Below are 23,389 nucleotides of genomic sequence, written 5' to 3'. Positions count from 1 at the left end.
CCATGACGACAGTCCAGACGGCATCTCCGGATATTTTGAAGCAATGGATTGCCGAAGATATGGTGGATACGATCATCCTGGGATTTTGCGATATGCAGGGGCGGTTGGTCGGCAAACGGCTGACAGCAGATTATTTCCTCGAAGTCATGGATAAAGGTACGCATTTCTGCGACTATTTGCTGGGGACAGATATGGAAATGACCACCCCGGAGGGTTTTTCAGCGGTAGGGTGGGAAAAGGGATACGGCGATTGGACGGCAAAGCCGGATTGGGAGACGCTTCGCCTGATCCCTTGGTTGGAAAAAACGGCCTTGATCCTGGCAGATGTGGTGGATGAGGAAGGCAGACTGGTGGAGATCGCCCCGCGCTCCGTCCTGAAGCGGCAGCTGGAACGGGCCGCACAAATGGGCTTTGATCTGTACATGGCGAGCGAGCTGGAGTTTTACCTGATCCGGAATACCTACGAAGAAGCGTGGAGCAAGGGGTATGAAGGGTTGAATCTCGGCGGTCATTATAATGAAGATTATCAACTTTTGCAGGGAACGCGAAATGAACCTTTGTACCGTTTGTTCCGGGAGCAACTCACACAGGCGGGGATCCCGGTGGAGTGCACGAAAGGGGAAGCGGGCATCGCCCAGCATGAGATCAATGTACGGTACAGTCCGGCGTTGGAAGCAGCTGACCGACACGTGCTGCTCAAACACGGCATGAAGGAGATGGCGATCCAGCAAGGGGTGGCAGTGACATTTATGGCCAAGCCGGATCACGAATGGACCGGTTCCAGCTGTCACATTCACGTGAGCCTGAGGGACCGGGAAAGTGGGAAAAATGCCTTTTTCGATCCGGAGGAGGAGCGGGGCATGTCACGGACGATGCGTCATTTCCTTGCGGGTGTCATTCGTCATATGCGGGAGACGGCGATCCTGTTTGCCCCCAATGTCAATTCCTACAAACGGTACATCACCGCCAGCTGGGCACCGACCAACATCGTCTGGGGTTGGGACAACCGGACCTGTGGGCTGCGAATCGTGGGCAAAGGGGAGAGCCTCCGGATCGAAAACCGTTTCCCCGGAGCCGATGCCAATCCATATCTCGCATATGCGGCCATGATTGCTTCCGGATTGGAAGGCATCGAACAAGGTTATGAGCTGGACGCGGCCTGTGAAGGCAACGGATATAATCAGACCGGTACACACCGTCTCCCTGTTTCCCTGTACGAAGCGATCTTGGCGTTTTCCGAAAGCGGGTTCGTTCGGAAAGCGTTGGGAGAAGAGGTCGCCGCTCACTACCTGAATGCTGCTCGGGTGGAACAGCAAGCGTATGACCGAATCGTCACCGATTGGGAAAAACGGCGATACTTTGAACGCATTTAACAAGCGTATGTGACTTGATACTCCATACAGATGAAGCACAAGGATATCACACCGTTTGCAGGAGGGATTTTCATGCGCCTGAAAGAGAAAGTAGCTGTCATCACCGGTGCCGGTAGCGGGATGGGAAAAAAGGCGGCGGAGATGTTCGCCGCCGAGGGAGCAAAAGTCGCCGTGCTGGAACGGAACGAGGAGGCGGGGCGAGAAGCAGCTGAATCCATCGTCCGGCAAGGGGGAGAAGCGGCTTTCTTCCCCTGCGATGTGGCCGATGAGGCCAGTGTGAAGCAGGCGATCGAAGGAGCCCATCAACGGTTTGGCCGGCTGGATGTGCTGTACAATAACGCGGGGATTATGCCGGAAGCGGATCACTCCGTCATTGACACATCCGTTGAGGTATGGGATCAGGTGATGGCGGTAAATGTCCGGGGTATCTTTCTGACCTGCAAATACACGATTCCCCATATGATCCGACAGGGGAAAGGGTCGATCATCAATATAGCTTCCTTTGTCGCCCTGGTCGGGTGCAGTGTACCTCAAGACGCTTATACCGCTTCCAAGGGGGCAGTGATTTCCCTCACGAAATCGCTGGCCATTCAATTCCGGCCCAAAGGGATTCGAAGCAACGTGATCTGTCCGGGGCCGATTGAAACCCCGCTGATGACGGAATGGCTGTTGAAGGATGAGGAAGCCCGGCGCATCCGCCTCAGCCGCCAGCCCAGCGGACGGTTCGGCCGACCGGAGGACATCGTCCATTGCGCGATTTACCTTGCCTCCGACGAATCCGATTGGACCAACGGCGCGGTCATCACCATCGACGGTGGGATTACCAGCAACTATTTTTAAAAGCTCGTTCCCCCTTAAGGGGGACTTTTTATGGAAAATGGGAGGAAACCGGAGTGTTTGAAACCCAGCGGTTGACGGTAGCCCCGATCGAAGACGAGCACTTGAATGAACTCTATCTCGTTTATTTGTCCAATCCAGATTATCTCTGTCTTACGGAAGGTACTCCCGATGGAGTGGGTGTCTATACCCGCGATCAGATGTTGCGGGACCTGCAGGTGGCCGAATGGACGGGCCGTATACCGCTGGGAGTCTTTCGGCGGGAGGACCGGAAGCTCATAGGGATCCTGGATACTGGGAACGGTCGGACAAAGATGGTATGCCGTGGTTGGGGCTGTTGATGATCCACCGCGACTTTCAGAGACGCGGTTTTGGCCGCGAATCGGCGGGAGGATTCCTCCAGTGGGCAGCCACCCAAGGGTGGCCCGAGGTGCGTCTGGGGGTGGTGAAGGAAAACCGGGACGCGCTTTCGTTTTGGCGCGCGTTGGGATTCCGTGAGTACGAAAGGAAGGAGAAACGCTTGCCTTCCGGGGTCAAGCAGATCATCTGTATGAGGTATGAAATGCACTTTGAGTAAGATTCCAAATTATCCGATGATATGATATAATTGTATAGCCCGATGACGCCGCCGGGTGTGCGGTGAGCCTCCAAGCAAGGAGGTGATCCGCTTGGAGAAGTTGGTACATGACGCCGTAATTGCGGTGATATCCAGTACCATCACCGTGGCTCTGCCATGGATACTTAGTCGATTGTTCAAGCAGGACAACGACAAAAAGAAAAACAAAAACTCCACACCCGGCAGGTAAGTGGAGTTCTGAGTAATTGAAGTTTGAATGACTTGGACCCACTGCCACCGCACATCTGGTGGTCAGGGCAGGTCGGTAGTTGGCGCTACCGGCCTTTTCACATTTAGTATATACAAACGATTCCACTTTTACAACAGGTGACTTCCCAGTTGGATAAAGCACCAGCGTCCCTCTCGTTGGTTACCGTGGGCTCTCGCTTCACTGATGTGGCACTCACATCCATCCACGAGGGTTACGTTGTACCGAATTCCTATTCGGTAATAAAAAACGCCACTTCTTAAAAGCGGAAAATCCTTGCCAGAACTCCGTTCAGTTCCAAGAGCGGTAGTTGAATGCGGATTTTCATAGTTGGCCCAACCTTTCTATGCCTTTGTGTCATATATATAAGTAAACCCCGTGTTAATCACCGATACCGTTTTATTACCTTGATTTGTGACATAGGCAAACAGAAGCTCCTCCACTATTCGGGAAAGTTCCCCTTTCAGCACATGCTCTTTAACCTTTTTTGGGCGCGGTTCATTCCGCGCCTTTTTGTTTTCACCTTTTGCTGCGGATGTTTGGACTTGAGTCATTTATGACGAAATACTCTGGGGCGGAAGAGGAAGCCAAAAGGTCTTGGGGAATCGCGCTTTGACGGGATTACAAGACCCGCTCAAACAGTTTGATTTACATATATTGGTATAGTATAATGGGTGCGAGGGGAAAGTTACGCCTCAAGCAGGGCGTGATCCTAAATGAGACTAACACTGATAGTGACCCGCATCGTTTCCGGCCTGGCGGGTCACCGCTTTTTCTGGGATGACTCGAACGACCAGCGCAATCAGCATGATCATTTCCTTCATCGTATCCATCCACCTCTCCGTCGCTGTAGCGACCGAGAGGATCAAACCTCGCCATCATTCTTCCTGGCTTCTGACAGGAGATATACCACACTCAAATCCCAGAAACCTGCTAAGTCTACCACTCAGGAGACGTTCGCTCATCGTTAAGCTCTGCCTCATCTACAACCTAAACTCACACCACAACCCGACTCCCACCTCAGCCCTTTGATTTTTTACCCCTTAGGTGCTTGTTTTTCTGTCTAAAGTGTGATACCCACCCCACAAAGGCATTTGATCAAGAGATGCCATGCCATATCATTTATCAAGGAGGTTTCCAAATGAATGGTAAGAAATGGTCGATCGTAGTTGCTTTTATTTGTATAGTGAGCCTTATGGGAACACCTTTAGCTGTAGAGGCAAGCCCGACACCAAAGCCATCACCAGGCCCAAGTCCAACGCCGCCAGTGGACAGGCCGGAACAGTCAAAGCTGTTTAAGGTGGGGCCTACCATTCCAGGAGTCAAAAATCATGGATGGATCCCACAAGGACTTAGCTACCTGAAATCCAAGAATTGGCTTCTCATTTCCGATTACTGGGACGAAGGGAAAGGCTCACAGGGGCACCCTAGCACAATATCTGTCGTGGACAGAAAATCCGGTAAATTTGTAAAAAACGTTTATTTGTATGAGAAAAAAGGCAAAAAACATAAAGGACATGTGGGGGGAATTACAGTAACTCCTCGTTATCTATGGGTTGCTTCTACCACTGGTGGCAAGAACTATCTGCTACAGTATCCCCTATCTCAACTGGTCAATAAAAAAGATGATCAACCGATTTATCCCAAAAAGATATATAACCTGAAACATGGTGTTTCTTATGTTACTTATCATTTCAAGTACAAGGTAAAGCAGAAAAACCCTACGAAACAACTATGTATCGGTAAATTCGTAGATAAAAGAGCAGGTAGATTGTACTGCCATAACTTGGATTCCAAAGAGAATATGTCTTTGAAATATGTCTCCTATCAAACGCCGTCCAATGTGCAAGGTGTAGAGTTCTACGGAAAAGATGTAAACAACCGTGGTTATATTCTCTACAGTCGATCCTTTGGTCGAAAGAAAAACAGTACCTTGGATATCTATAAGGGACTCGGTACAACGAACAAAGTAAAATCGTTGAAGATGTATTCGATGGCCGAGGAAATAGTCCAAGTTGGAAATCAATTGTATGTCAACTATGAGTCGGGAGCGAAAAAGTACCGCCGAGGTGGCATAAAGAAAACTTACCACCTTTACTATGGGGATATCAGAAAGATTGTTAAGAGGTAAAAATTGATGGCCAAAAAAGATTCCTTCAGTTGAAGGAATCTTTTTTAGAGAGCGCCGTTAGAAGCTCCTGAGGGAGTATCTGCTGCTTGCTCGGATGCACTGCTAAGAGCCGTTTTTGGACTCATCTCGATAACTCCTTGACTTGTAAGTGTTAAGAAAAGTATATGTTCATTCATTTGTGAATAGATAAGGAGGGAGAATATGAAAGAATCAACTAAGATCTTTCTAAAAAGATTCCTTCAAGTTGCTTTGATGAGCTTCTTGTTCGGTATCATTGCTTACTACATCCAACTCTTTATTAGGAAAACCATCTGGCTCGTCACGATTATTGAAGATTTCTCCTTACGAAAATTGTGGAGATCTGTGTCTGGACACAGTATCGAGCTATTTGTGTGGGTCCTAGTATTTATTCTCGTCTTTCTTCCTTTGTATCTCTTTGTCTTTCTGCTCTTGGATCAATTTTATGGTCGAAAACGAGGGGCTCTGCTATATTCTTTAGTCGGAGTTGTCTTGTGCTTTATTCCAACTGGTATTTTCCTCATGGGATTTCAGCATCCACCTAACTTCTTTAATCAGTTTAAGGCATTTAAAAAAATTGAGTTATTTCATAGAGTTATATGCATTTTCAATGAGTGCAGGAATTTCCTTTGGTCTCCTCTGGTGGAAATGGATCAAGAAACGGATGCTTCAATGGTAAATCCCACAGATTAGTTGGAGCATATGCTCTTTGAGACATGGTGCAAGCATCGAGACCAGCATATAATAATGCTCAGCTGTTTGGGTAATTTCAGGGTCCCCACCTGTCAACATGTTGGTAAATTTATTCCCGTCTGCTTTCTTTTTTCTGGATCGAGATGTTCGGTCTGCCCCGGTTTTTTTAGCTATAGATGAAAATGTTTGCTGTGGTACATAATCAGAAAGCGCTTTCATTTATGAGGCAACTGTAAAATGCCCTTTTCGCTTTCAACGTGTTGAATCAAATGGTGATACAACTCACGGTACAAACGCCATGCTTCGGGACCAGGCCAATCCTTCGGCTGAAATTCAGTAGGAAGGATTGGGTCTTGAAGGAGAATATTCCCGAGACGCTCACCCAGCTCCAAAATTTCGAAAAAGGCGTCCCACGGCGGGATGGAAGGCCGTCGGGATATTTGTTTACGTTTTTCCGAACCCCAGGCAAGAAATTCCCTGTATAACCCCCTGATGTGCTTCAAGTCCCAGATCTCATGCACTCTCGAATGAATCTCCCCAAAAGTGAAATGTCCGGTGAACATGCTGACAAACTCGCTCAATCCCTGCTCCTCTAATATTTGTCTGACAGATTGCGTTTGGTCGTGGGGAGAGAGAAATACGCTGTGATACAACTGACCGTACCCTAGATGAATCAGTTCTTGGCGCAAGGTATTTCGACAGCTTCGGTGGGATTCGGGGATTTGATACATGACCAAATGCCAGGTTCCGTTCCAGGTACGAACCTTTTGAGCCAATTTGAATTGAAACGACGTCAAAACGTTTGTCCCCGCAGGAGTAAGCGAATACCGCCGCCGATCGTGTCGAATGTATCCCAGTCGCTTGAGACGGCTTAACGCGTTACGAATCGATTGCGGAGAATATCGCCGTCCGTTGTAGATGTCGATCAGTTCCGACACTTCTATTTCAGGTTTTCTCATCAGAATATAAAGGATTTGTCTTTCAAGAGAAATCACGGGCTCACCCCCATCCTCAAAAAAATTGTAACATACGCGAGGAGATGGTGGCCAAAGCGTCTAGCAGAATGCTGATGCGCTCCTCGTTTTCCAGGTGGGTACGCAAAAAGGGGTCCACATCACCATATCAACTGCGTATTGGAAGCGGATGGAGAAAAAAATGGACAACGGCATGGACCAACAAATGAACAAGGGAAACATGAGCGAAAAAGGGATGAATGACCATAACATGGGCGACATGCCCAATCAGGACAAAAAAATGGACGACGAAATGGGCGACCAGAAAATGACGGATCAGTACTCCATGGATGATCATTCGATGGACGGGCAAAAGAAATGAAGAAAGCCGATGCTCGGGACGCGGTCAGGGGTTAGCATGCGGCCCCTCTGTCGGTCACATATGTCCACCAGCGTAACGAGTGACGTCCCAAGAAAAAAGACCGGATAATCCCGGTCCTTTTTCTATCATTCCTGAACGATCTGTCGCAAAATGCGGTTCAGTTGTTCCACCTCGGCCAGCGCCCTAAAATCGTTTTCGATTTCCCCCGGTCGGTTTGCTTGACCGATGATGTAGCCGGCGAACGTCACACCCACGAAATCGAAGATGTACTGGAATTGTTGGATGAGTGGCAAGCCTTTGACACGGGGATTGTCACCGCCGACGGCGATGATGTAGGCTGTTTTGCGCCGCATGATTTCCTTGAAATCAAAACGGGAATCCCGTAGGCTGACCGACCATCGGTCGATAAAATTTTTCATCCGCCCCGGAATGCCGTACCAATAGATCGGCAAGCTGAAAATCAGCGTATCGTGACGCAACACCTCTTGGATGACAGTATCGTAATCATCGTCTACAGGCAGAAATCCGCCCGGGACATGACGGCGATCATCTATGGGGAGGATGGTGTGATCCTTGAGATCGATCGCTTGATGGGGGATTCCTTTCAATGCCGCCTGTGTCAGCTTTTTGGCGTTGCTCTCCTCACGTTGGCTTCCATATAAAACCAGAATGCTCAAATCCTTCACCACCCTTCTTCGTGCGTGAGGGTTGCTGCACCTTATTGTATTGTAGCGGTTTGTCTTCCCCCAGACCACAAAAAGACTCCGGATGAGTCGCAGCATCCGGAGTCAAGAGAAAAGAGGTCCAACAAATACTTGCCAAGGCGCGTCTGGAAATTTTGGATGTTTCCGGGAGGGCGGCGACCTAAGCCAATGGTCCGGCATTCAAAAAGTTTTTTTGGCAAACAGCTCCGACTGAACCCCATCACATGTTGTCCTATCCAAAACACGAGCTGCCGGCTGATGTTTGGCGTGGTTCAGGCGGGGATGTTTTTGCAAAGGGACGTTGGTAAGGTTGGAAAGCAGCATGGTCCGCAGCATAATTCGCGCTCTGACGTCATTTTTTTTGGCCAGTTGCGCAATATCGTACAAAACACCCATTCCTTTCCTCCTTTGACCGTGGCATACCATCAAACTTATGAGGTGGGGGTGTCGATGATGTGTCGCTAAACAGATTCCTGAACCTTGTCAATGTCGTCCCGTCCATATTTCCTTCAAAGCGTTCGAAAGCTCTTTACACCATTGCCGGCACAGTTTCACCGTTTTTCGGATATGATGCCAGATCAATCGACCCGGTTGAATCATGGCATGAATCACAATCCACCGAAGAGGTCGGTATATTCCGTGAACCAGCAACCATTTCAACCCGCGATAGATCCAAAGGGTGACCCACCAAACCCACGAGAGAGGTGGGCGTAGCACATATAACCACAGCCAACGGAAAAAAGGAATGAGAAGGTGACCGAATATCCATCTTCCGACCCTGGCGATCAGGTTCCAGATTTGTTTGGATATATATGAAAGTTCAATAAACAAGCGCCGGCACGCTCTCCAGATATAGCCGATGGGAAGTAGGATAGCATAATGCCAGATCCAAGGAATCAAGATACGGATTCCTTGCCAAATCCACAGAAGCGGCAGTATAACAGCGTGTCGCCAAACCCACCGTAACGGTGGAAGCAAGACAGACTGCCATATCCACTGAATGGGGAGAAGGATGCAAATACGCCACAACCGATACAGCGCGGGAAAAGCAACGTTAAACAGCCAACGAATCGGGGGGACGATGCATCTGTGCCAAATCCATGACAGCGGGACAGCCAGTCCGAATCGCCACACCCACTTTGCAATCGACACCAACACCGGCCACAGCCAGCAGACGAGAGCCGCGATGATGCGGAAGAATCGCGTAAGCGGAGAAACGATCAGATGATGCCACAACCAGATCAACACTTGGGAGGACCAACGTGAAATAGGGATCACAATCCGCTTCCATACCCATCTCACCGGGGTGGTGATGAGATGATTCCATGCCCAGTGAATAGGTATGACAATGCACCATCGCCAACACCATCGCCCGATCGCACTCAAAGAGCGACCGATCCACCGGAAAAATGGGTACAGCATATGATGCCAGCACCAACGGGGAAAAGTCACAATCAAGTAAAATGGCAGAGCCAAACAGAATACGATGGCACGGAGAACGAATTCCACATAGCGCCGCCAGACGGGACGTTCCTCTTCCATCCGTATCCCCTTTCATTCCACGTTATTGCGGCGGATTTACGATATCACAGAAAAACTGATTTGTACAGAATAAACCACTCATTTTTTTCTTTTTATACGAATATTTACTCTATTGGCGGAATCATCAGATTCCACTACAATGGGGGAAGAATACAAGGTTTTTAATCGGGAAGGTGAAGGAGGAGTCCGATGGAACGTTTAACGCCCAAAGACATTTTCAACAAGGATTTCCCGCGCGAGCGAAAAGGATATTCCCGGCAAGCGGTGGATGAGTTTTTGGACTTGGTGATCCAAAACTATGAGGAAGTGTTGGAGGAGAACGAGCGTTTGAAGGAGGAACTGGAGAGAGCCAAAGCGCAAGCGGTCAATCGTGAAGTGATCGATGACATTTTGCACCGGTTGGAACGCCTGGAGCGGATGGCATAAGGTTCTTAGAACCAAGAGAGGGTGCTTTTCAATAGACAATGTCCTATCGCTCGGCGAACGGGAGCGGGAAAAAAGGGATACCCGGATGAAAGGGAGGGACGGTATTCCCGTTAGCTTCCGGAAACGGAGAGGGAATCCGTCCCTTGATTCACGGTTGATCGATGTGCCGCCACTTGAGTCCCGGATGTTCATGATGAAGGCGTTCAAATGTTTCATCGCTGTTGTACCCACCCCGAAGCGGGTGGTAGTTTTGTTTGAAGCCCGTTACGATCCAGTGTCCGTCGCGACGGGCGAGTTCCACTTGAAAGTCGCGACGGTCACGAGGGCGACGGATCAGATAAATTTTCCGTGCAGGGTTCATCGATGCATGCATGGGGGATTCCACGATGAGAATGGGACTGTTGACCGGTCGAATCCGGCGTGTCTCCTTTATGCGCCAAGTCAACTCTCTGCCCTTGACTGAAGGAGCCGTGAAAGAGCGTGCCTCTTGAATGTCGCCGTCCACCCATACAGCCTTATAGAATTGGATGGCGGTGTCCTCTGATGTGGATGTTTGTCGAACGCACCCTGTCATCAATACCGGAACGAAGGTGCATAAAAATAACGCCCATGTCCAAAAAGCCTTTTTTTTCCATATGGTTGGTTTGTTCAATGTACCTTCCCCTTTCACCGTGCCATGAGAATGCTTTAGGATTAATGTTTGCCGGAGAATGGATATCCATGCACCTCCTGTACCAGAGTGTGTCTGGTGTACTGTTCAATTGCTTTCCGGGCGCTCTGCAAAGAAGTAATTACTGGATCACAGGGAAACAGATCTCGACAAGGACCGTCGGGAGCAGTACGATGAAGATGTGAACGGTTTCAAAATGGACAACCTCTGAAAAATTGAATGAATACCCACTCAGTTTATGCTAAAATATTTGAATAAATAGGATGAACGCAACTTTCCGAAAGGAGTGAGTTTCGTGTCCGCTTTGCAAATCGTGAATTGGATCGCCTTTCTCACCGTAGCCAGTTATGCCGTTTACCTATTTGCTCGAGTGGTGTACAGTCGTTACACTTATGTCAAATTGGGAAAACCGGTCGATTGGCAAGCGGATCTGCGTACCAGGCTGAACGAGGTGTGGGTCAACGTTTTCGGACAGAAAAAACTGCTCAAAGACAAGAAGAGCGGCATCATGCACGTCGTGATGTTTTACGGCTTCATTGTCATACAATTCGGTGCCGTTGATTTGTTTATCAAGGGATTGGCGCCGGGGTATCATTTGCCCGTACCAGCTTATCCGGTGTTTACGCTGATTCAGGAAATCACGGTTTTTGCCGTATTGTTGGCGACAGGCTACGCATTTTACCGCCGTTTTATCGAGAAATTGCCGCGTCTGAAGCGGAATTGGAAGGCGGGACTCGTCATCTGGTTTCTGACTGGTTTGATGCTTTCCATCCTGTTGTCGGCTGCGTTTGAACACGTGTGGCGTCCAGACCATCAGGCTGCTTGGTCGACACCGATTTCCAGTCTGATCGCCGCACCGTTCAGCTCGTTATCGCCGCAAGCGGGAGAAGTGGGGTTTTATGTGTTCTGGTGGATCCATGCGTTGATCCTGTTCTCGTTTTTGGTGTACGTACCACAGTCCAAACACTTTCATTTGCTGGTGGCACCGGTCAACGTCTTTCTGAAGCGGCAGGATCCGCCATCCAAACTGAAACCGATCGATTTCGAAGACGAGTCGGCTGAATCGTACGGAGTCGGGAAAATCGAGGATTTCACCCAAAAACAGCTGATCGATTTATACGCTTGTGTCGAATGCGGCCGTTGCACCAACATGTGTCCAGCCGCCGGAACGGGCAAACTGCTCTCTCCGATGGACCTGATCGTGAAGATGCGTGATCATCTGACTGTCAAAGGGGCGGCGATTACTTCACAGGCCCCGTGGATGCCGGCCTTTGCATTCAGCGGCGCCAACCAAGCGGTGATGGAGGTGGCGGCCGGTCAGGAAACGGTTCCGGTCAACCTCATCGGCGACGTGATCACTGAAGAGGAACTGTGGGCTTGTACCACCTGTCGTAACTGTGAGGATGCTTGTCCGGTGGCCAACGAACACGTGGACAAAATCATCGACATGCGCCGGTATCTCGTGTTAACCGAGGGCAAAATGAACGCCGAAATCACCCGGACGTTCCAAAATATCGAACGGCAGGGCAACCCGTGGGGACTCAGCAAGAAAGAGCGGGACCGTTGGAAAGAGGGACTGGATGTGCCCGTACCTACGGTCAAAGAGGAGAAGGATTTTGAATACCTACTGTTCGTCGGTTCGATGGGTTCTTACGACAACCGGAGTCAAAAAATTACACAGGCGGTGGCCAAACTCCTGCATCAAGCCGGCGTGAAATTCGCCATCTTGGGCAACAAAGAGAAAAACTCCGGCGACACCGCCCGGCGCTTGGGAAATGAATTTTTGTTCCAGCAACTGGCGACGGAGAACATCGCGTTGTTTGAAAAGCATAACGTGAAGAAAATCATCACAATTGACCCTCATGCATACAACACTTTTAAAAATGAATATCCCGATTTCGGTCTGCAGGCGGAGGTGTACCACCATACGCAAGTACTGGCTGAACTGATCCGTCAAGGCCGACTGAAGCCGACCAAAGAAGTGAAGGAACGGGTCACCTATCACGACTCGTGCTACCTGGGGCGTTACAATGGAGAATACTCCGCTCCCCGCTTCATTTTGCAGTCGATTCCCGGGATCGAGCTGGTGGAGATGGAGCGCAACCGGGAAAACGGGATGTGTTGCGGCGCCGGTGGTGGCATGATGTGGATGGAAGAAACGTCCGGCGTCCGTGTCAACGTCGCACGGACTGAGCAGGCATTGGCCGTCAATCCGAGCGTGATCGGCAGTGCGTGTCCGTATTGCCTGACGATGATGAGCGACGGCACCAAAGCGAAAGAAGTGGAAGATCGGGTGAAAACAATGGATGTGGCCGAACTGCTCGCCTTGTCCGTCGAGTTTGATACTGAGCCACCGGTGGCGGAGGGTGTTCACTGACGTGGTTTGGTAAAGAATTCGGCCATGTACTGGTTTGATGTGAAAACGCTTCCTTATCGCAGGGAAATGTACACACCGACAGAGATCAAACACACCTCGGAATCCTGTACCCCTGAGCAGTTCCCCCCTCCATCCATGGAGGGGTTTTTTTAGGAGAAAAAAAGCAAAACCTTCCTTTGTTTATGTGTATAGGACATAGGATGTATTTTCGAATACGACGTGTTTCTTTATTGTGGACCTTTTCTTCCTATGCTAATGTGTTGTTTAGATGCTTGCATATTCATAAAAAATATGATCAGAAAGAAGAATCACCCATTCGGTTGGCAGAATTCCGAACTATCCCTGTTTTTGTCATGTCATGGGAGGGGATCTCGCGCTATTATCTGTAACAATTTGGGGATTTAATCTTTATCGTGGAGGTCCGCGCATTTGATGGAGAAATATTACCGCATTCTCGGGGTTCGCCAGGACGCCACGATCGAAGAGATCAAAAAAGCGTATCGCCAGCAAGTGCGAAAGTATCATCCCGATGTGAACTCTTCGCGTGATGCGGCCAGAAAGCTCTTGGAGATCCAGAAGGCTTATGAGGAATTGGTACGTCAAGCACCGACCGCTCTGGCGGTGGTGGAGGATAACGAAACGGAACTTGCCGTTAGGCGGGCACTCCAAGCCTACAAACGAAAACAAAAAAAGAGAATGGGCATCATGTTGGTGGCATTGCTCCTCCTCGCACTGGTCGGTGTTTACGGGTTTAGTGATTTGTTTCAACCTTCGGAACTGATTCTGACGCACGGTGGAAAAACTTGGGAATTGGATCTAAAAAGTGTCGGTTATGACGGAAAAAATCCGGATACCATCAACCGACGCCAATTGGGATTATGGTTGAAATTGGTGAAGAAGGAAGTGGACAAGCCGGCCGTAGATGCCAGGATGAAACGGCTCGGTGATCCGATTCAACCCTCCCGTTCCGGTATGGTGATGGATACCGATGTGATTGAGAATGAGTGGATTTCCCGCATACCCAAAATCGTCAACCGCCCGCAAGAGATCCCCATGATTCCCCAAGCTCCCAAGGTGACAGAGGAACAATTACAACTGGTGGACCGACAACGGATCGGCAAGTACACGACCTATTTCAATCCGGACAACCGAAGTCGAGCGGCGAACATCCGACTGTCCAGTCGCGCAATCGACGGCGTGGTGTTGAATCCGGGAGATGTATTTTCGTTCAACCAAACGGTGGGTCAACGGACGCAAGAACGGGGATACGAACCAGTGACGAAAATCGTGCAGGGCGAATACAGCGAGGGAGTGGGGGGCGGCGTTTCTCAAACTTCATCCACTTTGTTTAACTGCGTGGACAACGCGGGATTGGAGGTCTTATCTCGTTTTTCATACAGCAAAACCCCCACTTATGTTCCGGCAGGCAGGGATGCTACCGTGGCCTGGAACGAACCCGATTTTCGTTTCAAGAACAACCTGAATGCCCCGGTCGTCATTCGTACGAAGCTCAAGACGGATGCTCTGACTGTGGAAATCTATTCAACGCCGGACGTGAAAGTGGACCGCAATCCGGTAAAACCGGCTTCCAAACGCTTGCCGCCCGAACAATCGGTCACACCGGGCCAACCGTCGGACCACATCGAGTTGCCGCCGGATTACAATCGTCCGGATTCGCATCACTCCTCGAAAAACGATTCAGGAACCGGTGACGGTACGGTTGACAGCGGTGATTCCGGCTCATCCCACAGATCGGACGGGCAAACCGGTGATTTGTCTGGAGCCGACGCCACGGCCGGAGATACCGGTGGTCAGGCTGGAGGCGATACCAGTGGTATGACGGGGAGCACCGGCGGAACGGATATGGGAAGTACGGGCAGCAGCAGTGGAGACGCTGGACAATCCACTGGCGGAACGACCGGCAGTACCGGGACTGATCCCGGTAGCACGGGAGATGTTGGTACCGATACCGGTACTACTGGAACAGACGGGACGACTAGCGGAACCGGCGATTCGGGCAGTTCGGACTCAACGGGGACGGATGCCAGTTCGCAAGGAACCACAGGGTCGGGGGGGACTCCCCAACCGAATGGGGGAACGGGCAGTATGTGAAACATCGTAGAATGATTTCACAGGCCCGTGATATGAAAATCACGCCTGTTTGTGGCGTGATTTTTTTTGGGTATTGACGCTCATGATCTCTAAACCTTAAAGGGTTGGCTTTCCCCTTTCACTTTTTTAGCGTAATCTTTATAAATATTGTTCGATGTCCTTTTCGATTTTTCGGGGAGAGGTTGTCGGTGCATACCGATTGACGACGTTCCCGTCCCGATCGATGAGGAACTTGGTGAAGTTCCACTTGATCTCCTTGTTCCAAAACCCCGGCGCCTGCTCGGTCAGATAGCGAAACAGCGGATGGGCATTCGGCCCCTTGACGTCCACTTTGGCGAACATGGGAAAACTGACGCCGTAGTTCAATTGACAAAACGAAGCGATCTCATCATTGGAACCCGGTTCTTGGTTGCCAAATTGATTGCAGGGGAAACCAAGGATTTCCAATCCTTTGTCGCGATACCGCTCGTACAACATCTGCAATTCCTTGTACTGCGGGGTAAAACCGCATTTGCTCGCAGTGTTGACGATCAGCAACACCTTACCGCGGTAATCGGACAAGGATTTCTCTTCACCGTTGATGGTGACGGCGGAAAAATCATAGACACTCATGTTGAGGTTTGTACCCCTTTCTTTTGATATTAATTGTGCACGATTTAATTGCTCAAAATAAATATACGCCATGTCTTTCCATTTGTCAATTGAAAGTTGAAAAAAAGAGTCCACTCAGCGATTGCGGGGTTGGGGCAATGGCCAAGTCGACTCCTCCCTTGGTCGGGCAAAATGGATACCATGATGAAGTAAGTAACAACTCACTTTTTGTTGACTTCCAATGAGGACCTATCATACACTGTAAGTGAGTAATCACTCATTTTAGATTTGGGAAGGCAGGATGGATTACCTGGGATCGGGATTCCTGACATCGCGAATCGCAGCAATAGAAGCAATTTCAAAAAGATGGAAATCTCATTGCGATGATGCAATGAATTGATTAGGCGATGTTTTTCCGGGGGAGCGGACCTTCAGGAGCCTGGCAAAGCGAAGGAACAGACCACAAGGACAACGCAGCTGGATGTTTGAGCGACAGCACATTTGCCCGCGCCCGTATCCGTTTCGAGGCGGACATTGAAAGGAAAGGTGACCAACCCATGAAATCGTATGTGTTATTTTTTGAACAAGTTGACCGTTCCAGTCTCCCTTATGTCGGGGGAAAGGGAGCCAACCTGGGTGAGCTGAGTAAGGCAGGCTTTCCGGTACCAGGTGGATTCTGTGTGACGACGTACGCGTATCGAGACTTTATCGCCACCAGTCCCGAAATGGTCTCTTTTTTAGATGAACTCAATGCGATGGACCCAAATGATTTCAATCAATTGCGGAAGTTGGGAGAGCGTATTCGTATCCATTTACAACAATTGGAGATCCCTTTTCATTTGAGAAATGAAATCATTCATGCCTGGGAATCGGTGGGGAAGGAGTATGCTTATGCCGTCCGTTCCAGTGCAACAGCTGAGGATCTGCCTACCGCTTCGTTTGCTGGACAGCAGGATACCTATTTGAACATTAAGGGGCAGGATGAACTGCTTCAACATATTCGAAAATGTTGGGCGTCTTTGTTTACAGATCGTGCTATTTCCTATCGAGCGAAAAATGGATTCGATCATCGTCAAGTCTACCTGTCTGTCGTGGTTCAACGGATGGTGAATCCGGAAATCTCAGGGATTTTGTTTACCGCTGATCCTGTAAATGGGAATCGCAAGGTAGTTTCCATCGATGCCAGTTTCGGATTGGGTGAAGCCATTGTATCCGGGATGGTATCGGCGGATCTATACAAAGTGAAGGACGGCCAAATCATTTACAAGAATATATCGGAAAAGAAAATCGCGATTGACTCACTGCCTGAAGGAGGTACAGTAAAAAAAGACTTACCACCGGATCAACAAACCAAACAAGCCCTGACGGACAGCCAAATTTTACGTTTGGCTGAGCTGGGAAAAAGAATTGAGAAACATTTTGGCTCCCCACAAGATATTGAGTTTTGTATTGAAAATGGAAAGATTTTTGTTGTCCAAAGCCGGCCGATCACGTCACTGTATCCTCTGCCTGACATTCCGCAAGAACCACTTCGTGTCATGTTCTCATTCGGCCATGTACAAATGATGACAGATGCTATGAAACCGATGGGGCTATCGGTCTTACGAACCGTTTTTCCGAAAAAAGTATTTGTAGAAGCAGGGGGACGTCTTTTTGTTGATCCCACGGAAGTGCTTCGTACCAAGCTAGGAAGAAAAATACTGCCAAAAGTATTTAAAAATTTATTTGATGAAGCATTCAGCCATGCTCTCAGTGAAGTCATTCAACGGCCGGAGTTTCTCCAAATTCCTCCAAAACTGGGTTTTGTTAAGTCAGCGCGTCGGTTCATGTCCCCCATCATAAAAGAGGTGTGGAAAAATCTTGTCAAGCGTGACCCGAAATTAGCAAAAAGCAAAGTGGAAAGCTTTATGCAGAAAAAGTGGACAGAAGTCCGTGAAGAATTGCAAGGTACAACCGGGACTAAACGCCTGGAAGCCGTTCAACATCAATTAAGCATTTTGGCAAAGGATGTGTTTCAGAACCTCTTTCCATACGTCATCTGTTTCCCGATCTCATTCCTCTTGTTAAAGAAAGCGCTCATTCGTTGGATTGGGGATGACAAAGAACTGTTTCTGTTAAATAAATCTCTTCCCGGCAACATCACCAGCGAAATGGGCCTGCAGATTGGCGATTTGGCTGATCTGGTTCGGGAATTGCCTGAAGTGGAAGAGTATCTGAAACATACGAATGACCAGACCTTCTATCAAGGGCTCTCAAACGTTCATGGGGGAGAGAAGTTTAAACGCGTTTTCGACGAATTTATTGCGAAATACGGACATAGATGCCCGGGTGAAATTGACCTGACAAGGCCACGCTGGCGTGAAGCACCTGTCCAACTGGTTCCTGCTATCCTGGGACATATGCGTAGCGTGAAGCCGGGAGAACATCGACAAAAATTCATCCAAGGAGAGCAGGAAGCCCAAGAAGCTGAGCAGCGAATTCTGGATCATGTGGGACGGAGCGGTCTTAAGTCCAAATGGATCAAACGCCTGATGGAGGTATACCGCCACATGGGCGGGCTTCGGGAGCACCCCAAATATCTGTTGACATTGATTTTGGACGAATGCAAAAAAGCCATTATGGCCGAAGCGGAAGAATTGGTAAAGAAAGGGGTTCTACAGCAAGCAGAGGATGTGTTTTACCTTACCCTGGACGAGTTGATTCAACTCTCAAAAGGGGAGTTTAAACAAGATGTCGTCTCATTTATTGCTGACCGGAAAGAAAAATATGAATGGCACCAAACATTGAAACCACCCAGATTGATGACGAGTGAAGGGGAGATGGTAACCGGTTCCCCCAGAAAAGGGGAATTTCCCGAAGGGGCGCTTATCGGAAACCCGGTTTCCGCAGGCGTTGTTGAAGGAAAAGCCCGGATCGTCCTGAAACCGGAAGAAGCCCATCTCAATGAAGGGGAAATTCTCGTTGCTCCGCATACCGATCCCGGTTGGACTCCTTTGTTTCAATCAGCCAAAGCATTGGTTACAGAGGTGGGCGGACTGATGACACACGGTGCCGTTGTGGCCCGGGAATACGGAATCCCGGCCGTGGTGGGAGTGGATGATGCCACCAAGAAAATCAAAGACGGGCAAATGATTCGTGTAGACGGAAACCAGGGTTTTGTGGAGATTTTGAGTGATGAAAATGGGTAAGCGTTATCATGTTTTTCAGCCAGTAATCGTGGCATGGCTCCTAGCGTACGTTTCTGTCGGGCCTCCAACATGGCTGGATCATGACGGTGCTGGGGATGAAAAAAGAAAAGACCCGCCAGATCAGGCGGGTTTATACCTTAAGTGCCTTTTTCTTGTACTCAGCAAATTCTTCTTCCGTCAAAACTCCCTCTTGAACAAGTTGGTATAATTCCATAATCTCATCTGCTTTTCTCTTCTTCACTTTTTCAATTGCCTTCTTCAAAGCGTGAGCAGTAGGGTTTTCAAAACTGCCTATTATGTCAAATCGTGCCTCATCTCGAGCATATTTGGAACGGGCGCCTTTTACCTTCAATTCGAAGTACCCATCTTTAAAAAACCTTGCTTCGAGCAATTGGACGAAATGAATCCTGTTTATAGGGAACACTTTGATTCCATAGTGTTTCCTTTCACTACCCCATCTTTTCTTGTGGTGAATCTCAACTGTCTGTTCTTTCACCACGACGGTTGCATAATGAAAGTCAAATGTTTTTTCCATGTTTTCGTTCACCTCCCCCCCCTTGTTTTGGTCGTTAATTTTACTTATTCGTAACATGCCCTTCCAAACACTCACTGTGCTATATTTAGTGCCAATAGTTATGCTGTTTCTGCCAGCAGTGGGGTGTGTTCGTTAGGGAGACTTACCCGGAAATAACGCTGAGAAGCAACATAGGGAGAACAGCTGGTCACAATCACCCGGGTTCCGTCACGCAGAAAACGTAAGGCCGTATGATAGCCGATCTTCGTCCTGCCCCCGGTTCCTTCTCGCAGGGTAAAGCTCCAACAGTCCGGCGTCTGATGTGGTTCAGCCATAGTTTTACCCATACACAAAAGAAACCCGCCCAGAAAAACTGGACGGGTTTCTTTTGATTTCTTCTCATTTTCGGTTACGTCAATTAGGCGAGAAAGAATTAGATACTTCAACGTGCGCCTTCCATTCCCAAGGGGCATTAACCCGGTTATGTTTGCAGGACTTAAGTGGTATTACCATGATGATATATCACCCCGATCCGATCAGACCCGGGGGTCCAGAACCCTTGCCGTCACGCCCCGAAGGTAACGCCGGCTGCCAGGGGTTCTAGCTTATTTGAGGAAAAATCCACGTATGGAATGCATGTGCTACTCCGTTCTGGTCGTTGGTGAGGGTGGTATGACGACACACCTGCCGGATGGCCGGATCGGCGTTGCCCATGGCGATTCCCAGTCCGACGGCAGTCAGCATGGACCAGTCGTTTTCGCTGTCACCGATGGCGGCGGTTTCCTCCATCCGTATCCCCAAACGTTCTGCTAGCCAACGGAGTGCAATCCCCTTTTGTGACTCGCGGGAGGTAATCTCCAATGAACCTGCGCCGGATGAGAATGCGATCAACTCCTCAAACTGATAGGTCCATTCCCGAATGCTTTTCAGTTGTTCCTCCGAGGTGGAAAAACACAAGAACTTGTGAACCCGCCAGTCTGGGAGCAACGAATCGTCCGCAAGCTCCGTCAGCCCCTGTTGATGGAGTTGGAGTTGGGACATGTGCCAAAGTGCGGCTTGTGACTCTGAACGGGCGGCCGCCTCGATGAGGGCCGATTCCTCCGCTAGACGGTGTTGCCCTTCACGTGAAGAGAAAATTCCTTGTTGGGTGTAAATTTGGTAGTAAATACCCGTGTTTTTTAGCATATCCCATACGGATTCCACTAGTGGCTTTGGAAGGAAGACGTTACGGATACACTCGCCTTCCCACTCGACCACAGCACCGTTGACGGCGATGACCGGACAGGACAATCCCGCCGCCTTGAGCAATCGTTTGGCATCGGAGAGGGAACGTCCGGTAGCGATCACAACCGTGATGCCGCGCGCTTGGGCTTCCCGGATCGCTTCGGCATTCGCCCGGTGAATGGTGCCGTCCGTGCCGAGCAAGGTGCCGTCCAAATCGATGGCTGTTAATTTCAAGGATATTTCCCCCTTTTGCCTTGAGTGTACATTCTGAAATGCTTTTCAGGTCAAGAGGCAAATCGGGAAAATGATCGGTTCTGCGGGGAATCCCGTGAGCGGTTTGCATATGATAAAAAGTGTGAAGTTTCAATTTAGCATGATCTTCCGAATAATTGCTATTGCATTGAAAAGCGCCTCGGGTTATCTTAGAAATGAAGGCGTTTTCATTTTTCGGCGAGTTTCGAACGAGCGCTCGATCAATATTTGCTTTTGGAGGTGGCCGTTGTGACGACGGAAACCGTGGTGTTGGGCGGTGCCCGCACACCGTTCGGGAAATTCGGTGGTGCTTTGAAGGAGATTTCCGCCGTAGAGCTGGGAGGCATCGCGATTCGCGGAGCATTGGAACGTGCCGGGATTCCGGGTGAAGCGGTGGAGGAAGTGATCATGGGTATGGTCCTGCAGGGCGGGGCGGGCCAGATTCCCTCCCGGCAAGCGGCGCGCCATGCGGGGTTGCCTTGGGATGTGCAGACGGAGACGATCAACAAGGTGTGTGCATCAGGATTGCGGAGTGCAACATTGGCGGATCAGGTGATCCGGTCCGGCGGGGCGCAAGTGATTGTGGCGGGTGGCATGGAGAGCATGAGCAATGCTCCCTATATTGTGCCGTCAGGGCGTTGGGGACAACGCATGGGTGACGGGAAGCTGGTCGATCTGATGATTCATGACGGTTTGTGGTGTGCGTTTGACGATGTTCACATGATTGTTCACGGCAGCAATGTGGCGGCGGAGTACGGGGTATCACGCGAAGAACAGGATCGTTGGGCTCTGCGCAGTCACGAGCGGGCGATCGCAGCGATTGAGTCGGGCAAATTGGGGGAAGAGATCGTCCCCGTCACGGTGAAGACAAAGAAGCATGAGGCGGTGGTAGAGACGGATGAATCCCCCCGGCGGGACACTTCGCTGGAAAAACTAGCAACGCTTTCGCCGGTTTATTTGAAAGACGGCACCATCACTGCGGGAAATGCTCCCGGTGTGAATGATGGCGCGGCAGCGTTAGTACTGTCCTCTGCGGACAAGGCGCGGGAGCTGGGGGCTGAGCCGTTGGCCAAGATCGTCGGGCATGCGGCAGTGGCGATGGAAGCACGGTATTTCCCCATCACCCCGGCGCATGCGATTCAAAAGTTGTTGAAGCAACATGATCTGAAGCTGGATGACATCCACCTGTTTGAAGTGAACGAAGCGTTTGCAGCCGTCGTTTTGTCTAACGGAAAAATCCTGGGTTGGGATGAAGAAAAGGTGAATGTCAACGGCGGGGCAATCGCGTTGGGTCACCCGATCGGCGCCAGTGGTGCGCGAATCCTGCTCACGCTGATTCATGAATTGCGTCGGCGCGGTGGCGGCTGGGGAGTAGCGGCCATTTGCAGCGGTTCGGCGCAAGGAGATGCCGTATTGGTCAAGGTGGATTGATGTTCAGATAGTGCATTTCTCAGGGCGTGTCCGGTGAGCGACTTACCAAGACCGACCGAGCGAAGGATCGGAAAGCGCAGGAATGGAATCGCGGGCAAGTTCCTCTAAACGAAGCGTACTTTGTCCGTGTCCTACCGCTTCGAGTCGGAGCGCCATGCTCTGCTTCCTTTGAGATCACAGGTGAGGCGAACAGAGAAAGCAATGTGAGGAATACATTGATCAGACACGTCCCAGTAAGATGAAAAAAACACCGCAGAAAGGGGATATGCATGGATATCCAACGCGTCAGCGTGATCGGCGCCGGTCAGATGGGGAGCGGTATCGCCCAAGTGGCGGCGCAGTCCGGCCTCCATGTAACGTTGGTGGACGTCGATGAAGCGCGGGTAAACAAGGGGCTGCAGACGATTGAGAAAAACCTGGGGCGCCAACAGGAAAAGGGACGGCTCACCGAAGAGCAAAAGGGGGAGATCCTGGGGCGCTTGCATCCGATGACCGATTTGGCCGCGGCCGTGGCCGAGGTGGACCTGGTCATCGAGGCGGTAGTGGAAAACAAGCAGGTGAAGGCGGATCTCTTTCGTCAGCTGGATGAACATGCCCCAGCGCACACGATTTTGGCGACGAACACCTCGTCGCTGCCGATCACGGAGATTGCAGCGGCCACCAAGCGGCCGGAAAAAGTGATTGGGATGCATTTTATGAACCCGGTGCCGGTGATGAAGTTGGTTGAGGTGATTCGCGGTCTGGCCACCTCGGATGAAACCTTTCGTGTAGTGGATCGTTTGGCTCGCCATATGGGGAAAACGCCGGTCGAAGTGCAAGACTTCCCCGGTTTCGTTTCCAATCGGGTACTCATGCCGATGATCAATGAGGCCATCTATGCGGTGTATGAAGGGGTAGCCACCCCTGAAGCAATTGACGAAGTGATGAAACTGGGCATGAACCATCCGATGGGCCCACTCACCTTGGCTGACTTCATCGGATTGGACACGTGCCTGTACATCATGGAAACGCTGTATGAGGGATTCGGTGACAGCAAGTATCGTCCGTGCCCCTTGCTCAGAAAATATGTGGCGGCCGGTTGGCTGGGGCGCAAGACGGGACGTGGGTTTTACGTTTACGAATGAGGAAAACGGAAGGCCGGGTGTTG

General features: G+C 50.1%; 23 protein-coding genes. 14 read left to right on the top strand and 9 right to left on the bottom strand.

The window, feature by feature from the left end:
* Window positions 1-2 precede the first annotated feature (2 nt).
* The 7 genes from KI215_RS15405 to KI215_RS15375 all read left to right on the top strand — a co-directional run bounded on the left by KI215_RS15405 (window position 3) and on the right by KI215_RS15375 (window position 5,876).
* On the top strand, window positions 3-1,373 hold the full coding sequence (locus KI215_RS15405; RefSeq protein ID WP_212773559.1) for a glutamine synthetase family protein: 1,371 nt from the start codon (window positions 3-5) through the stop codon (window positions 1,371-1,373).
* 72 nt (window positions 1,374-1,445) lie between these two features.
* On the top strand, window positions 1,446-2,213 hold the full coding sequence (locus KI215_RS15400) for an SDR family NAD(P)-dependent oxidoreductase (RefSeq protein ID WP_212773558.1): 768 nt from the start codon (window positions 1,446-1,448) through the stop codon (window positions 2,211-2,213).
* A gap of 53 nt (window positions 2,214-2,266) precedes the next feature.
* Entirely contained in the window at window positions 2,267-2,551 is a 285-nt protein-coding gene (locus tag KI215_RS15395; RefSeq protein ID WP_212773557.1) for a hypothetical protein, read from the top strand.
* Window positions 2,437-2,787, top strand: a complete 351-nt coding sequence (locus KI215_RS15390; protein ID WP_338048311.1) for a GNAT family N-acetyltransferase — start codon at window positions 2,437-2,439, stop codon at window positions 2,785-2,787. The genes KI215_RS15395 and KI215_RS15390 overlap by 115 nt, the downstream gene beginning before the upstream one ends.
* A gap of 91 nt (window positions 2,788-2,878) precedes the next feature.
* Window positions 2,879-3,016, top strand: coding sequence for a hypothetical protein (locus tag KI215_RS15385; RefSeq protein ID WP_212773555.1), 138 nt, complete (start codon window positions 2,879-2,881; stop codon window positions 3,014-3,016).
* A gap of 1,159 nt (window positions 3,017-4,175) precedes the next feature.
* A complete protein-coding gene (locus KI215_RS15380) occupies window positions 4,176-5,165 on the top strand; it encodes a hypothetical protein (protein WP_212773554.1) in 990 nt (329 codons plus the stop codon).
* A gap of 201 nt (window positions 5,166-5,366) precedes the next feature.
* On the top strand, window positions 5,367-5,876 hold the full coding sequence (locus tag KI215_RS15375) for a hypothetical protein (RefSeq protein WP_212773553.1): 510 nt from the start codon (window positions 5,367-5,369) through the stop codon (window positions 5,874-5,876).
* Between the two features lie 215 nt (window positions 5,877-6,091).
* Here the strand turns inward: KI215_RS15375 and KI215_RS15370 are convergent, their stop codons facing one another.
* Window positions 6,092-6,871 (bottom strand): PaaX family transcriptional regulator C-terminal domain-containing protein, encoded by a 780-nt coding sequence (locus tag KI215_RS15370; protein WP_212773552.1) that lies wholly within the window; start codon window positions 6,869-6,871, stop codon window positions 6,092-6,094.
* Window positions 6,872-7,031: 160 nt separating this feature from the next.
* Here KI215_RS15370 and KI215_RS15365 point away from each other — a divergent pair, with 160 nt between their 5' ends.
* Entirely contained in the window at window positions 7,032-7,211 is a 180-nt protein-coding gene (locus KI215_RS15365; RefSeq protein WP_212773551.1) for a hypothetical protein, read from the top strand.
* 125 nt (window positions 7,212-7,336) lie between these two features.
* Here the strand turns inward: KI215_RS15365 and KI215_RS15360 are convergent, their stop codons facing one another.
* The 3 genes from KI215_RS15360 to KI215_RS15350 all read right to left on the bottom strand — a co-directional run bounded on the left by KI215_RS15360 (window position 7,337) and on the right by KI215_RS15350 (window position 9,473).
* Window positions 7,337-7,897 carry a flavodoxin family protein gene (locus KI215_RS15360; RefSeq protein ID WP_338048310.1) on the bottom strand — a complete coding sequence of 187 codons (561 nt, stop codon included), beginning with the start codon at window positions 7,895-7,897 and terminating at the stop codon, window positions 7,337-7,339.
* Between the two features lie 198 nt (window positions 7,898-8,095).
* On the bottom strand, window positions 8,096-8,311 hold the full coding sequence (locus KI215_RS15355; RefSeq protein ID WP_212773549.1) for a PAAR domain-containing protein: 216 nt from the start codon (window positions 8,309-8,311) through the stop codon (window positions 8,096-8,098).
* Between the two features lie 658 nt (window positions 8,312-8,969).
* Window positions 8,970-9,473 (bottom strand): hypothetical protein, encoded by a 504-nt coding sequence (locus KI215_RS15350; protein WP_212773548.1) that lies wholly within the window; start codon window positions 9,471-9,473, stop codon window positions 8,970-8,972.
* Between the two features lie 173 nt (window positions 9,474-9,646).
* On the opposite strand from KI215_RS15350, the gene KI215_RS15345 reads away from it, so the two are divergent.
* Window positions 9,647-9,883, top strand: coding sequence for a DivIVA domain-containing protein (locus KI215_RS15345; protein ID WP_212773547.1), 237 nt, complete (start codon window positions 9,647-9,649; stop codon window positions 9,881-9,883).
* Between the two features lie 148 nt (window positions 9,884-10,031).
* Here KI215_RS15345 and KI215_RS15340 read toward each other — a convergent pair whose 3' ends face one another.
* Complete coding sequence (locus KI215_RS15340) at window positions 10,032-10,535, bottom strand: hypothetical protein (RefSeq protein ID WP_212773546.1); 504 nt, start codon at window positions 10,533-10,535, stop codon at window positions 10,032-10,034.
* Between the two features lie 313 nt (window positions 10,536-10,848).
* Between KI215_RS15340 and KI215_RS15335 the strand changes: the two genes are divergently transcribed.
* Window positions 10,849-12,930: a (Fe-S)-binding protein gene (locus KI215_RS15335; RefSeq protein ID WP_212773545.1), complete on the top strand. Its 2,082-nt coding sequence runs from the start codon at window positions 10,849-10,851 to the stop codon at window positions 12,928-12,930.
* 432 nt (window positions 12,931-13,362) lie between these two features.
* Entirely contained in the window at window positions 13,363-15,042 is a 1,680-nt protein-coding gene (locus KI215_RS15330) for a VanW family protein (protein WP_246512315.1), read from the top strand.
* A gap of 138 nt (window positions 15,043-15,180) precedes the next feature.
* Here the strand turns inward: KI215_RS15330 and KI215_RS15325 are convergent, their stop codons facing one another.
* Window positions 15,181-15,654 carry a glutathione peroxidase gene (locus KI215_RS15325; RefSeq protein ID WP_212773543.1) on the bottom strand — a complete coding sequence of 158 codons (474 nt, stop codon included), beginning with the start codon at window positions 15,652-15,654 and terminating at the stop codon, window positions 15,181-15,183.
* Between the two features lie 536 nt (window positions 15,655-16,190).
* Between KI215_RS15325 and KI215_RS15320 the strand changes: the two genes are divergently transcribed.
* Entirely contained in the window at window positions 16,191-18,821 is a 2,631-nt protein-coding gene (locus tag KI215_RS15320; protein ID WP_212773542.1) for a phosphoenolpyruvate synthase, read from the top strand.
* A 130-nt stretch (window positions 18,822-18,951) separates the two neighbouring features.
* Here KI215_RS15320 and KI215_RS15315 read toward each other — a convergent pair whose 3' ends face one another.
* The 3 genes from KI215_RS15315 to KI215_RS15305 all read right to left on the bottom strand — a co-directional run bounded on the left by KI215_RS15315 (window position 18,952) and on the right by KI215_RS15305 (window position 20,793).
* Window positions 18,952-19,356, bottom strand: coding sequence for a hypothetical protein (locus tag KI215_RS15315; protein ID WP_212773541.1), 405 nt, complete (start codon window positions 19,354-19,356; stop codon window positions 18,952-18,954).
* A 98-nt stretch (window positions 19,357-19,454) separates the two neighbouring features.
* Window positions 19,455-19,781 (bottom strand): hypothetical protein, encoded by a 327-nt coding sequence (locus tag KI215_RS15310; RefSeq protein ID WP_212775249.1) that lies wholly within the window; start codon window positions 19,779-19,781, stop codon window positions 19,455-19,457.
* Window positions 19,782-19,935: 154 nt separating this feature from the next.
* Window positions 19,936-20,793, bottom strand: a complete 858-nt coding sequence (locus KI215_RS15305) for a Cof-type HAD-IIB family hydrolase (RefSeq protein ID WP_212773540.1) — start codon at window positions 20,791-20,793, stop codon at window positions 19,936-19,938.
* Between the two features lie 267 nt (window positions 20,794-21,060).
* On the opposite strand from KI215_RS15305, the gene KI215_RS15300 reads away from it, so the two are divergent.
* The gene (locus KI215_RS15300; protein ID WP_246512141.1) at window positions 21,061-22,242 is read left to right on the top strand and encodes an acetyl-CoA C-acetyltransferase; all 1,182 of its coding nucleotides are present in this window, start codon (window positions 21,061-21,063) and stop codon (window positions 22,240-22,242) included.
* A 269-nt stretch (window positions 22,243-22,511) separates the two neighbouring features.
* Window positions 22,512-23,366 (top strand): 3-hydroxybutyryl-CoA dehydrogenase, encoded by an 855-nt coding sequence (locus KI215_RS15295; protein ID WP_212773539.1) that lies wholly within the window; start codon window positions 22,512-22,514, stop codon window positions 23,364-23,366.
* Window positions 23,367-23,389: the final 23 nt, after the last annotated feature.

It is taken from the genome of Polycladomyces abyssicola (assembly GCF_018326425.1).
GTDB classification, from domain to species: domain Bacteria; phylum Bacillota; class Bacilli; order Thermoactinomycetales; family JIR-001; genus Polycladomyces; species Polycladomyces abyssicola.
The sequence above is the reverse complement of the archived record's forward strand: the minus strand, read 5'-3'. Positions and strand labels throughout refer to the sequence as shown.